Origin of the sequence: Nocardia crassostreae (assembly GCF_001613405.1) — a bacterium.
Classification (GTDB): domain Bacteria; phylum Actinomycetota; class Actinomycetes; order Mycobacteriales; family Mycobacteriaceae; genus Nocardia; species Nocardia crassostreae.
Genome location: NZ_BDCH01000010.1, coordinates 123,895 through 135,584, shown reverse-complemented (window position 1 = coordinate 135,584; position 11,690 = coordinate 123,895). Strand labels below are relative to the sequence as shown.

At 68.6% G+C, this 11,690-nt stretch carries 10 protein-coding genes; 4 read left to right on the top strand and 6 right to left on the bottom strand.

All coding sequences use genetic code 11. The annotated features are described in order from the left end of the window. Positions 1 to 34: 34 nt before the first annotated feature. Positions 35 to 922, top strand: a complete 888-nt coding sequence (locus tag NC4_RS05405; RefSeq protein ID WP_084528521.1) for a class I SAM-dependent methyltransferase — start codon at positions 35 to 37, stop codon at positions 920 to 922. Here NC4_RS05405 and NC4_RS05400 read toward each other — a convergent pair. Both NC4_RS05400 and NC4_RS05395 read right to left on the bottom strand, forming a co-directional pair. Continuing rightward, entirely contained in the window at positions 884 to 1,186 is a 303-nt protein-coding gene (locus NC4_RS05400; RefSeq protein WP_067533102.1) for a hypothetical protein, read from the bottom strand. The genes NC4_RS05405 and NC4_RS05400 overlap by 39 nt on opposite strands. Before the next feature lie 204 nt (positions 1,187 to 1,390). Further along, complete coding sequence (locus NC4_RS05395) at positions 1,391 to 1,594, bottom strand: hypothetical protein (protein WP_067533099.1); 204 nt, start codon at positions 1,592 to 1,594, stop codon at positions 1,391 to 1,393. A gap of 264 nt (positions 1,595 to 1,858) precedes the next feature. Between NC4_RS05395 and NC4_RS05390 the strand changes: the two genes are divergently transcribed. Continuing rightward, entirely contained in the window at positions 1,859 to 3,292 is a 1,434-nt protein-coding gene (locus NC4_RS05390; RefSeq protein ID WP_067533096.1) for an aldehyde dehydrogenase, read from the top strand. Here NC4_RS05390 and NC4_RS42190 read toward each other — a convergent pair. Then, positions 3,273 to 3,848 carry a DMT family transporter gene (locus NC4_RS42190; RefSeq protein ID WP_245721501.1) on the bottom strand — a complete coding sequence of 192 codons (576 nt, stop codon included), beginning with the start codon at positions 3,846 to 3,848 and terminating at the stop codon, positions 3,273 to 3,275. The two genes, NC4_RS05390 and NC4_RS42190, sit on opposite strands and share 20 nt — an antisense overlap. A gap of 490 nt (positions 3,849 to 4,338) precedes the next feature. Between NC4_RS42190 and NC4_RS05380 the strand changes: the two genes are divergently transcribed. Next, a complete protein-coding gene (locus NC4_RS05380; RefSeq protein WP_067533093.1) occupies positions 4,339 to 5,241 on the top strand; it encodes a LysR family transcriptional regulator in 903 nt (300 codons plus the stop codon). A 58-nt stretch (positions 5,242 to 5,299) separates the two neighbouring features. Here NC4_RS05380 and NC4_RS05375 read toward each other — a convergent pair whose 3' ends face one another. From NC4_RS05375 to NC4_RS05365, 3 genes are all read right to left on the bottom strand, one after another. Continuing rightward, on the bottom strand, positions 5,300 to 7,126 hold the full coding sequence (locus NC4_RS05375) for a phosphoenolpyruvate carboxykinase (GTP) (RefSeq protein ID WP_067533090.1): 1,827 nt from the start codon (positions 7,124 to 7,126) through the stop codon (positions 5,300 to 5,302). A 224-nt stretch (positions 7,127 to 7,350) separates the two neighbouring features. Continuing rightward, on the bottom strand, positions 7,351 to 9,111 hold the full coding sequence (locus NC4_RS05370) for an amino acid adenylation domain-containing protein (RefSeq protein ID WP_157554302.1): 1,761 nt from the start codon (positions 9,109 to 9,111) through the stop codon (positions 7,351 to 7,353). A 219-nt stretch (positions 9,112 to 9,330) separates the two neighbouring features. Next, positions 9,331 to 9,963, bottom strand: coding sequence for a hypothetical protein (locus NC4_RS05365; protein ID WP_067533087.1), 633 nt, complete (start codon positions 9,961 to 9,963; stop codon positions 9,331 to 9,333). 327 nt (positions 9,964 to 10,290) lie between these two features. Here NC4_RS05365 and NC4_RS05360 point away from each other — a divergent pair, with 327 nt between their 5' ends. Beyond that, positions 10,291 to 11,676, top strand: a complete 1,386-nt coding sequence (locus NC4_RS05360; protein ID WP_067533084.1) for a lipase family protein — start codon at positions 10,291 to 10,293, stop codon at positions 11,674 to 11,676. Positions 11,677 to 11,690: the final 14 nt, after the last annotated feature.

Here is an 11,690-nt window from a genome sequence, read left to right as displayed (position 1 = left end):
GTCGCCGGGCGGTCGCTGTGCGAGACTGGCCGCCATGCTTCGCGCCGAAGACACCCGATCACACCGTGCGGTACGACGCCCGCGTTTCGCCCGCCGGGCGACGCTGCGCCGGTCGCTACGGTTGCTCGGCAGCTTCCGGTTCGAGCAGACCGATCCGGCCCTGTTCTACGGCGGCGTGGCGACCGATACCGCCGATCTGGTCGGCGACTTCTTCCGGGACCTGACCGGGCATTCGCTGCGCGGCACCATCGTGCTGGACGTGGGCGGCGGGCCCGGGTACTTCGCGGACGAATTCGGGAAGTCGGGGGCGCGGTATCTGCCGGTCGAACCGGATCCCTCGGAAATGCACGCGGCGGGGCTGCGGGTGGCGGGAGCCGTGCGCGGCTCGGGCATGGCGCTGCCGTTCCGCGACAATGCCGTGGATGTCTGCATTTCGTCGAATGTGGCCGAGCATGCGCCGCAGCCGTGGGTCATGGCCGAGGAAATGCTGCGGGTCACCAAACCGGGCGGGCTGATGGTGTTCTCGTACACCGTGTGGCTGGGCCCGTTCGGCGGGCACGAAACCGGGCCGTGGCATTACCTGGGCGGGGAGTACGCGGCGCGCCGCTATCGGCGCAAGCATGGCCGGGAACCGAAGAATCGCTTCGGGAAATCCTTGTTCGCGGTGCGGGCCGCCGAGGGTCTGCGCTGGGCGCGCGAAACCCCGGACGATATCGAGGTACTGGCGGTATTTCCGCGCTATCACCCGCACTGGGCGTGGTGGATGGTGCATGTGCCCGGATTGCGCGAGTTGCTGGTCAGCAATCTCGTGGTGGTCGCCACCAAGAAGGCGGCAGCAAACATCACGTCGAATGGGGTGAATCCGGTCGGGGGCGAACGGGATTCAGCGCTCCAGCCTTCCGCGGCGCCAGAATCGGCGTAGTCCGCCATCGCAATCGGGTTCGCCCCAGGGTGCCTCCTGGGTTGCGAGCCCGACGGTTTCCATGGCGGTGAGCCCGACCTGGATGGCCAGCGCGTTCACGGTGACAACCGCTTCGGCCGCTTGCAGTGCGGCGGTCGCCTGTTCGGTGGTGAGGGTTCGCCCCGGCAGAAATGACACCACCCAGCCGCCGGCGCCAACGCTTTTCGCCTGATGCGGGGTGAGATCACTGGTCATCAGCGACCGACCGACCACTTGCACCGCCATGACTCGGACTCCCTGTGCGGTAACGGTTCATGTATCGAGCGAGCTATCCACGGTAGCTATAAAGCATGCTCGCTACGGGTGCCGAATGCAATAGTGCGTTCAGCGAAAAGCGAACCAGCAGGTCGGGTTTCGTCCATTTTGCGATGCTCGGAGTTAACCACCGGATTGCGGAACTGCTTGTCCACCCGCGACTTCCAATGACGCTCACATATCCGGCACAACCAAGCGCAGTACCGGCTGACCGTTCCGCGGCAACCGCGGCGTGGCCTCGACGACCTCCACCCGCCAACCCGGCGGCAATACCTTCTGCAACTGGCTCGCAGCCCGGTGCATGGGCGTGCTGGCAGGTAGCGCGGCGGGACCGGTTAACTCCGGGAGAACGAAATCGTCGATGTTCACATCGGTCATGCCATTCGCCTACCTTTCGCGCATCAAACCAGCAGATATCAACAGCTAATTTGAAGCAACCGGCCAGAACGGCGGTAGAACCAGAATCACGCCGAGCATAAGTCACCAAAGGGCAAACCGAATTACGATCCGTGATTCGAGTACGCGTGTCCGCGTATCGCGGGTACAAACCGAGAAGTCCAATTTCATGACAATCCCAGTGAGCGGGACGGAATCAGAGCCGATGCGAGGACGGCGAAAAGGCCAAAACTGTAACGTGTTCTCATGGAGTACCAGAGTCTGTTCATCGGCGGCCGCTGGACCGCGCCCGCCAGCACCGAGACCCTCGCAGTCGTCTCACCGGCCACCCTCGAAACCGTCGGCAGCGTCCCCGTCGTGACCCGCGCGGACGTCGACGCCGCGGTCGCCGCCGCCCGGCAGGCTTTCGACCACGGACCCTGGCCGACCACCCCGCCCGAGGAGCGCGCCGAACTGCTGGCCCGGGTCTCCCAGCTGGTCGATCAGAAGGCCGGGAACCTCACCGCCGCCCTGTCCGCCGAGATGGGCGCGCCCGCCCTGGCCGCCACCACCCTCAACTACGTGCCCGCCAAGGCCACCCTCGACTTCTTCACCGGCCTCGGAAAGTCCTTCCCCTGGACCGAAACCCGCACCGGAATGTTCGGCACCACCCGCGTCTCCCGCGAACCGGTCGGCGTCGTGGCGGCGGTCATCGCCTGGAATGTCCCGATCTTCCTCGCCGTCAACAAGCTCGCCCCCGCCCTGCTCGCAGGCTGCACCGTGGTCCTCAAGCCCGCGCCGCTGACACCGCTGGCCGCCAACCTGCTGGCCGATATCTTCGCCGAAGCCGATCTCCCCGAAGGCGTGCTGTCGGTGCTGCCCGCCGATGCCGAGGTCTCCGAATACCTGGTCTCCCACCCGGCCGTCGACAAGGTCACCTTCACCGGCAGCACCGCCGTCGGCCGCAAGATCGCCGCCCTGGCCGGTAGCCAGCTGAAACGCTGTTCGCTCGAACTGGGCGGCAAATCGGCCGCGATCCTATTGCCCGATATGGACATTGCGGATATGCCGAAGCTCGCCTTCGCGGGCCTGATGAACAGCGGCCAGGCCTGCGTGGCCCAAACCCGCATCCTCGCCCCGCGTTCCCGCTACGACGAAATCCTCGAGGCCCTCACCGAATCCACCAAGGCCTTCCCCCTCGGCCTCCCCACCGATCCGGCCGCCCAGCTCGGCCCGCTCATCTCCGCCACCCAGCGCGAACGCGTCGAGGGCTATATCGCCAAGGGCAAATCCGAAGGGGCGCGCCTCGTCCAGGGCGGCAACCGCCCCGCAGACCTCCCCGGCTACTACGTCGAGCCCACGGTCTTCGCAGATGTCGCAAACACCATGACCATCGCCCGCGAGGAAATCTTCGGCCCGGTCCTCTCGGTACTCCCCTACGACACCGAAGCCGAGGCGATCTCGATCGCCAACGACAGCGACTACGGCCTCGCCGGCTCGGCCTGGACCACCGATATCGAGCACGGCGCCGAAGTCGCCGCCCGGATCCGCACCGGCACCTACGCCATCAACTGGTACGCCTTCGACCCCTGCGCACCCTTCGGCGGCTACAAGACCTCCGGCATCGGCCGCGAGAACGGCCCCGAGGGCCTGGACGCCTACTGCGAGCAGAAGTCCCTGCTCATGCCCTTGGGCTCCTGACGCGGCGGGAGATGGCGACGCCGATCAGGCAGACCGCTCCGCCGAGCAGCCCCAGGGCGGTGGGTATCTCGCCCAGCAGGATCCACGACAGCAGGATCGAGATCGCCGGCACCGCATAGGTGCTGGCGGTCAGCCGCCCGGCGTCGGTGCGGCGCAGGGCGTACGACCACGCCGTGAAACCCAGTGCGGTGGGGAACAATCCGAGGTAGACGCCGTCGGCGACGACCCGGGCGGGCGCCGCGCCGAGCTCGGTGATCAGCTGCGGCGCCCACGGCAGCAGCACCACCGTGCCGATCACACAGCCGAGCCAGATGGCGGTGAGCGGATCCACATGGCGCAGTGCGGGTTTCTGCACCAGCACCCCGGCCGCGTAGAGCACGGCCGCGACTATGCACAGCAGCACGCCCAGGCCATCGCGCTCCCCGCCGCCACCGGCCACGGCAATGATGCCGACGCCGGACAGCGAGACCGCCGCGCCGATCAGCAAGGCCCGGGTCAGCCGCTCCCCGAACAGCGTCGCCGCGCCGAAGGCGACCAGCAGCGGTGCGAGATTCACCAGCAGCGCCGCGGTTCCGGCATCGACATGCAGTTCGGTGGTATTTGAGCGCGACCGTGTACCCGGCGAGCCACAGGATCGCGTAGGTCGCCACCAGCGCCAGCACCCGCGGTGAGCGCGGAATGCGGCGCAGCATATTGCCGCTCGCCAGCACCGGAACGGTGAGCGCCACCGCGGCGACGGCGAGTCGCAGCAGGGCCATGGGCGCGGGCGCGATATGCGGTCCGGCATCGCGAATGGCGACGAAGGCCGAGGCCCACAGCACGACCGCGATGAGCGCGGCCACCGCGCTGCGGGTATCCGCCCTCGCGAGTAGCGAGGTGCGGCGCACCGGTTCGAGGCGAGCGGAATTCGGATCGGCTACCGGTTCGGGCGCCGCGGGTGCGGCCGTGGGGTCTGCATGCGTCACGCAGTTATCGTCAGCGCGATCAACGGACAGCACAAGCGAACAATCATGCACATCCGTTAAGCACAGCTGTACTATTCGGAGATGCTCGACCTCACCCGGCTCCAGCTGTTGCGCACCGTGATCGCCACCGGTTCCCTGCGGGCGAGCGCCTCCGCCCTCGGCTACACGCCCTCGGCGGCGAGTCAGCAATTGGCCGCCCTGCAACGCCAGACCGGCCTGCAATTGGTCGAACGGGCGGGCCGCGGCCTCACGCCCACCGCCGCGGGTCGCGCCCTCGCCGCCGAATCGGCCCGCCTCTTCGACGAACTGTGCCGCCTCGACGGCGTCGTCGCCGATCTGCGCGCGGGCCGGGTCGGCAGCCTGTCGATCGGCTATGTGGCCTCCGTCGGCGGCACCTGGCTACCGCCCATCGTGGAGGCCCTGCGCACCGAATTCCCGGATCTCCGACTGGAATTGCGCCTCACCGAGTTCGACACCGGACCGCACGACGTCGAGATCTTCATCGAGAACCGCGACTCCGCACCGCCGCCCGGCATCCGGACCCAGCGCCTGGCGGCCGATCCCTATGTGGCGGCCGTCCGATCCGACGATCCGCTCGCCGAACGCTCCGGCATTCGCGTCGCCGAGCTGGCCGACCGGGCCTGGATCGACAATGAACCGACCGACGGCCCGTGCCGCCGCATCCTGCTCGACGCCTGCACCCAGGCGGGCTTCACGCCCCGCTTCCAAGTCCAGACCCCGGACTACCGCACCGCGCTGCCCATGGTGGCCACCGGCATTGGAATCACGGTGGTACCCCGGCTCGCGGCGGTGGATCTGCCCGCCGGAGTCGTGACCCGTCCCCTCACCGATCCGACTCCCATCCGCTTCGTCGGCATCGCCGTCCGCGCGGCCCTGGCCCGCAATCCGGCCGCCCGCCGCACCGTCGAGCTGTTCACCGCCGTCGCCGCGCACCCCGAAGCCGAACCGCCGGAGGGTGATTGACAACGGCGAGGGCCGCCCACCCGCAGGTGGACGGCCCTCGCCCGTAGTGCCGCTGTGATCAGCCCAGACGCTGCTTGAGCGCCTCGAACTCGTCGCGGAGCCCGGAGGGCAGCTTGTCGCCGATGAACTCGAACCACTCCTCGATGGAGGGGATCTCGCGCTGCCATTCCTCGACATTGACCGCGAGCGCCTCGTCGACGTCGGCGGCGTTCACGTCCAGGCCCTCGAGGTCGAGGTCGGCGGCGTGCGGGACATGGCCGATCGGGGTGGCCTCGGCGTTCGCGGTGCCCTCGATGCGGTTCACGATCCACTCCAGCACGCGGGAGTTCTCGCCGAATCCGGGCCACAGGAAGCGGCCGTCGCCGCCGCGGCGGAACCAGTTGACGTAGAAGATCTTCGGCAGCGCCTGGGCGTCGGCGTTCTTGCCGAGGGTGATCCAGTGGTTCAGGTAGTCACCGACGTGGTAGCCCATGAACGGCAGCATGGCCATCGGGTCGCGGCGCACGGTGCCGACCTTGCCCTCGGCGGCGGCGGTCTGCTCGGAGCCGACGGTGGCGCCCATGAACACGCCGTGCTGCCAGTCGAAGGACTCGGTCACCAGCGGGATGGTGGTCTTGCGGCGGCCGCCGAAGAGGATGGCCGAGATCGGCACGCCCTGCGGGTCGTCCCATTCCGGAGCCAGGGTCGGGCACTGCGATATCGGCGTGCAGTAGCGCGAGTTCGGGTGCGCGGCGAGGGTTTCCGACTCGCGCTCGAACCAGTCGTTGCCCTTCCAGTCGATGAGGTGGTCGGGGGTGCCTTCCAGGCCCTCCCACCACACATCGTTGTCGTCGGTGAGCGCGACATTGGTGTAGACGGTGTTGCCGACCTCCATGGTGGCCATGGCATTCGGGTTCGAGCTGTGGTTGGTGCCCGGCGCGACGCCGAAGAAGCCGAATTCCGGGTTGACCGCGTACAGGCGGCCGTCGGCGCCGAAGCGCATCCACGCGATGTCGTCGCCGAGGGTCTCGGCGCGCCAGCCCGGAATGGTCGGCTGGATCATGGCGAGGTTGGTCTTACCGCAGGCCGACGGGAATGCGGCGGCGATGTAGTACCCCTTGTTCTCCGGCGAGATGAGCTTGAGGATGAGCATGTGCTCGGCCAGCCAGCCCTCGTCGTGGGCCATGGCCGAGGCGATGCGCAGCGAGTAGCACTTCTTGCCCAGCAGCGCGTTGCCGCCGTAACCCGAGCCGTAGGACCAGATCTCGCGGTCCTCGGGGAAGTGGGTGATGTATTTGGTGTCGTTGCACGGCCACGGCACGTCGGCCTGGCCCTCGGCCAGCGGCGCGCCCACGGAGTGCAGCGCCTTCACGAACGGCTTGTCGGTGCCCAGCTTCTCCAGCGCGGCCGCGCCCATGCGGGTCATGACGCGCATGGAGACGACGACGTACTCGGAGTCGGTGATCTCCACGCCGAGCTTGGGGTCGGCGGCGCCGAGCGGGCCCATGCAGAAGGGCACCACGTACATGGTGCGGCCCTTCATGGAGACGCGGTACAGCTCGGTCATGGTGGCGCGCATCTCGGTCGGATCGACCCAGTTGTTGGTCGGACCGGCGTCGGCCTCGGACTTGGAGCAGATGTAGGTGCGAGATTCGACGCGCGCGACGTCGGAGGGATCGGAGAGTGCCAGGTAGGAGTTGGGCTTCTTGGCCTCGTTCAGCTTCTTGAAGGTGCCCGCGGCGACCAGCTGCTCGGATAGGCGCTCGGCCTCCGCCTCGGACCCGTCCGCCCAGACCACGCGGTCGGGCTGGGTGAGTTCTGCGACCTCCTGTACCCAGGCAAGCAGTTCCTTGTGCTCGGTGGGCGCGGTGCCATCGTGAAGACCAGGAATGGTCGCTGAGGTCATGAAACAACTCTCCTGAGATGGGGGGCGCTCGGCGCTCGCGACACCGGGTGCCACCAAATGCGGCAAGGCACCCACCTGGCTTGCAGGATGCACGTCCTGGCTGGACGGCGTGTACAAGGACCAAGCGGACGCCCAGGTTCCTGCCATAGAGGTTAACGCCATATATCCCGTCGGATGGAATCGGGTTGTCCAGTCGGTACCTGGTCGAAACCTCGGACCTGCAACTATCCGAATTCGAGCGCGGCAAGGTCACGTTCGCATGCCGAGGTGAGGCCCGGTCTCCGGTGCGCCGCCTGCCGCAATTGCGCCTCCAATTCCCCGACCCGCAAGTCCGTTTCGACCATATGCGCGGTGGCCGCCCCGACCACCTGCTCGGTCAGCCGCTCCTCCGCCGCGACCAGCGCCGCGGTCACCCGCTGCTCCAGCTGCGCCTTCACGTTCACCAGCCCCTCGGAGACCCATTGCTGCAGGTGAGCGCGTTCCGCGAGCTGCCGCCGCGCCCGCACCACCCACCCCGCGACCGTGACACCGAAGATCAAACTGACCGGGATGATCGCGTAGTCCAGCGCCTCCCACCACGTCAGCGGCGCCACCACGAACCGCCCGAAACCGAATCCGGCCGAGGCCCCGAACGCAATGAGCAGATGGTCCTCGACACCCCGCCAGCGCGGCTGCGGATCGGGCCCGATACGCGGTGTCGGCGGCTGTTCCCCGCCCCCGATTTCCCACTCCGAATCACCCAGCGCCTGCTCGATTTGCCGCGCCAATTCCTGGATTCTCCGGCGAATCAGGCGGTCGATCTCATATGTGAGTTTTTCCACTGTTTGCTGCGCGCGCCGCGGGAAACTCTTATGCCCCCCGCGCGCCAACCGCTCGACCTCACTCCGCAGCCCCGCATTGGCCGCCCGTATTCGCGCACCCACCTCGTGCACCAAATCCACCCGCGCCAAATGCGACCGATTCCGCACCATGGCCAGCGCGGTCCCCCGCCCGCCATCCCCCACCGCCAGCATCCGCGCCCGCTCCTCCCGCAGCGCCGCCACATCCCCGCCAGCATGCAACTTCTCCAACTGCTGCTCGATCCGCCGCCGCGTCTCCGCGACCACCCGCGCCCGCACGATGGCCGCCTGATCCGCCACGGCCCCCGCCCCCGCAGCGGCCACCAGTCGCGCATGCAACAACCCCACCCCCGACCGATCCAGCAGCGCCCCATCACCATTGGCCCGCGCGACGCCCGCCAGGCGCGCCGACACCGGGATCACCTCGACCTCGCCGATCGACTCGAACTCCGCCCCCAGCAGCGCGATATCCCGCGCCCGCACCGCCTCCCATTCAGCGTGTGCGTGAATCCCGTCCAGCGCGAACACGATCCGCGTGCCATCCGCCCGCAGCCCCCGCACTACCCGCAGCAGGTCCGCGCCGACCGGGGTTCCCCCGTCGAGCACGATCAGCGCGACCGGCGCCAGCTCCGCAATCGCCGTGATCGGCAGGATCGGCAGGATCGGCTCAGCCATCTGGTCCGGCGGCGCGCCGAGATCGCTCTCGGCAACCACGTGGACCGCGACCCGCGGCGTGAACCGCGCCAGTTCCGTGCGCAGCAGTAGCGCGTTGACATCGTCCCCGCCGATCAGCCCAACCGATCCGGCGGTACCCGTCCGACCGGAACACAGCGCCCGCAGCAACGCGAGCCCATGCGGATTCCAACGCGCCACCACCACCTCGGCCCGCGGGTCGAGGCCCGCCGCCCGCAATGTCGCCGACTCCGCACCCCGCCTCGGCCGCACGGCTTCCCGTTCATCCGAGCTCGCACCCGCCTCCGGGGCGGGCACAGCGCCGCCCGAATCAGTAGGCCGTCCATCACTTTCCGGCCGCGGCGAGGCGGCCTCCGGCGGAATCGACTCGACCGGCGGCAACGACAGCGAGGCGAACGACGGCGATACCGCGGACCGGGACGCCTCGACCGCGGACACGGACCGCTCGGGCACCGGAAGCGACAACCCGGCCGGAAATCGTTCCCCCGCATCCGAATGACAGTCCGGCTCAGCCGCCCTCCCCCGCACTGAATCACCGGGCACCACAGTCGGCCCGGGCAATGCCGTGGGCTCGGGCGGATGCGTGTGGTGGGCTGATGCCGGGTCGAGGTCCAACACCGGTAATTCGTTCCAGCCCCGGAAACGGCTTGCCCGCACGGCAGCCTGATCCGGTCACTCGACAAGCGGCGAAGCGATTCGCGCAAGGGGAATTTCGGGAGCGTGGGGTATCGATATCGGCTCGTAGCGGCGGTGGAGTTCCTCGTGGACGGGGTCTATTCCGCTGGCGCAGTGCAGAACGTGCAGGAGGGTGCGCGGGGGCAGGGTCGGGTCGTGACGGAGGGCCGTGAGGGCGCAGGCGACGCCGTAGAGCTCCCAGCGGGTCAGGAGGAGTTGCCGGTTGGCGGTGTCGATGCCGAGGTCCGGCGCGTTGAAGAGGCCCGGGGCGAGGGTGAAGGCCGGGTCGGTGCGGGTGCGGTGACGGTGCAGGGTTTGCATATCGGCGGTGGTGAGAGTGCCCGCGCGGGTGTGGGCGGCCAGGGTGGCGACCACCGGGAAGACGGGCAGGCCGAGGGTGGCGCTGTGGGATTCGGCGGCGGTCGCGGCGTCGGACCAGCGGGTGCCGATGGTGTCGGCCTTGTTGAGGATGACAAGGACGCGGTCGCGGGGGATGGCGGTGAGGGCGCGACGGTCGGCGGGCTGGAGTGATCCGGCGAGGATGTAGAGGATCAGGTCGGCGTCGAGAGTCGGATCCGGTTGCCCGGGTTCGTCGATCGGGGTCGTTTCCTCGGCGGAGCGCAGCGACAAGGCATTACATACTGTAGTCTTTCCGGCGCGGGCACGGCCGGTGACCTGGATGCGCGGGAGTCGCCCGGGCGGCACGCGGGCAGCCTAGTTCAGCGGGGTTGCGCGCGTGGGAGGTTCGGCCAGGTCGGTGCGGGATTGTCCGCTCACCGGGACACGTCCCGGCGTGTGAATCGGGTCTACCTGTGCGGCAGCACAATTCGGTGCGACGGCTCTTCACAGACACCCCCGCGTCACCTAATGTTGCCCTTTCGTCGGCTGTTACGCAGATCACGGCTTCGGCGATATTCCTCTCGCGTCCGGCAGCCGGGACACGAGGAGGAGGTTGCGATGACGCTCACCGCCGAGGCGGTCGGGGGGACCGATAACGCCGATAGACCCGCGGCTGGTCGGCCGCTGCCGCCCAGCCGCGATCCCTTCTTCCGAGCGCCCAGGGGCTTCAATCTGCAAGCCCCGGGCACGATCCTGCGCAGCAGGCCGGTGGAGCTGGCGCTGCTCGGCGTGGTTCCGCAGCAGGTGACGGCATGGCAGCTGCTCTACCGCAGCAGCGACCTGCACGGCCGCCCCGAGGTCGCGGTCACCACCGTGCTGCTGCCCAAAGGCGCTGCACCGGATGCGGATCGGCCGCTGCTGGCCTTCCAGTCGGCCCAGGATGCCGTCACCGATCGGTGCGCGCCCTCCTATGCCTTGCAACTCGGGGCGCTCGCGCCCGGCTCCATCACCCAGCTGGAATGGATGCTGGTCGCCGGTGCGCTGCGCCGCGGCTGGGCGGTGAGCATTGCCGATCACGAGGGCCCGGACGGTAATTTCGGCGCGGCCCGCGAGCCCGGTTACCGCGCGCTCGACGGTGTGCGCGCCGCCTTGCGGTTCGCGCCGCTGGGCCTGCGGCCGGAGACCAAGATCGCGGTCTGGGGCTATTCGGGCGGCGGCATGGCCAGTTCCTGGGCGATCGAAATGGCCCCGGAGTACGCGCCCGAACTGAATATTGTGGGCGCGGTGCTGGGCGCGCCGGTCGGCGATCCCCGGAATGTGTTCCTGCGATTGAACGGCAGCATGTACGCCGGATTCCCGGCCATTGTCATTGCCGCCTTGCACCGGGTGTATCCGGCGCTGGCCGAGGTGGTGGCCAAGGATTTCACGCCGGAGGGCCGCCGGATTCTGGAGCGCGCGCAGAGCCTGGGCCCGATCGCGGCTCTGCCGCTGCTCATCGGCCGCCGCATGGACGACTACCTGCACCGTCCTCTCGACGAGGTGCTCCCGGACCTGGAGCCCATGTTCGACGACATGCGCCTGGGCAATACCGCGCCCGCCTGCCCGGTGCTGGTGGTGCAACCCATGAACGACCAGATCATTCAAGTGACCGGAATCGACGGTCAGGTACAGCGCTACCGCGAGGGCGGTGCGGCGGTCTGGTACGTGCGCGACCGTCTCAGTGAGCATTTCTCGCTGCTGCCGCTGTCGACGCCCCTGAGCTTGGACTGGCTGGCCGATCGCATTGCGGACGTGCCGCTGCAAGCCCCCACGACAAGAACCGTCTGGTCAGTTGCCCTGGCCCCGTCCCGCTGGCGCGGCATGCTGGAAATGGCCACTACCTCAATGCGTGTCACGTTCGGCCTGGCCCTGACCCGGGAACCGGCGCCGTCCACCGCCGAGGTGTCGGGCCTGGCAGCCTGCTTGAGGGCACATGCCCGAACTCGTGGTCGATTGCTGCGCTAATTAGCCAACACTGG

Coding starts and splice junctions, on each gene's coding strand:
- NC4_RS05405 (WP_084528521.1), top strand. CDS start 35: ATGCTTCGCGCCGAAGACACCCGATCACACCGTGCGGTACGACGCCCG.
- NC4_RS05400 (WP_067533102.1), bottom strand. CDS start 1,186: ATGGCGGTGCAAGTGGTCGGTCGGTCGCTGATGACCAGTGATCTCACC.
- NC4_RS05395 (WP_067533099.1), bottom strand. CDS start 1,594: ATGACCGATGTGAACATCGACGATTTCGTTCTCCCGGAGTTAACCGGT.
- NC4_RS05390 (WP_067533096.1), top strand. CDS start 1,859: ATGGAGTACCAGAGTCTGTTCATCGGCGGCCGCTGGACCGCGCCCGCC.
- NC4_RS05380 (WP_067533093.1), top strand. CDS start 4,339: ATGCTCGACCTCACCCGGCTCCAGCTGTTGCGCACCGTGATCGCCACC.
- NC4_RS05375 (WP_067533090.1), bottom strand. CDS start 7,126: ATGACCTCAGCGACCATTCCTGGTCTTCACGATGGCACCGCGCCCACC.
- NC4_RS05360 (WP_067533084.1), top strand. CDS start 10,291: ATGACGCTCACCGCCGAGGCGGTCGGGGGGACCGATAACGCCGATAGA.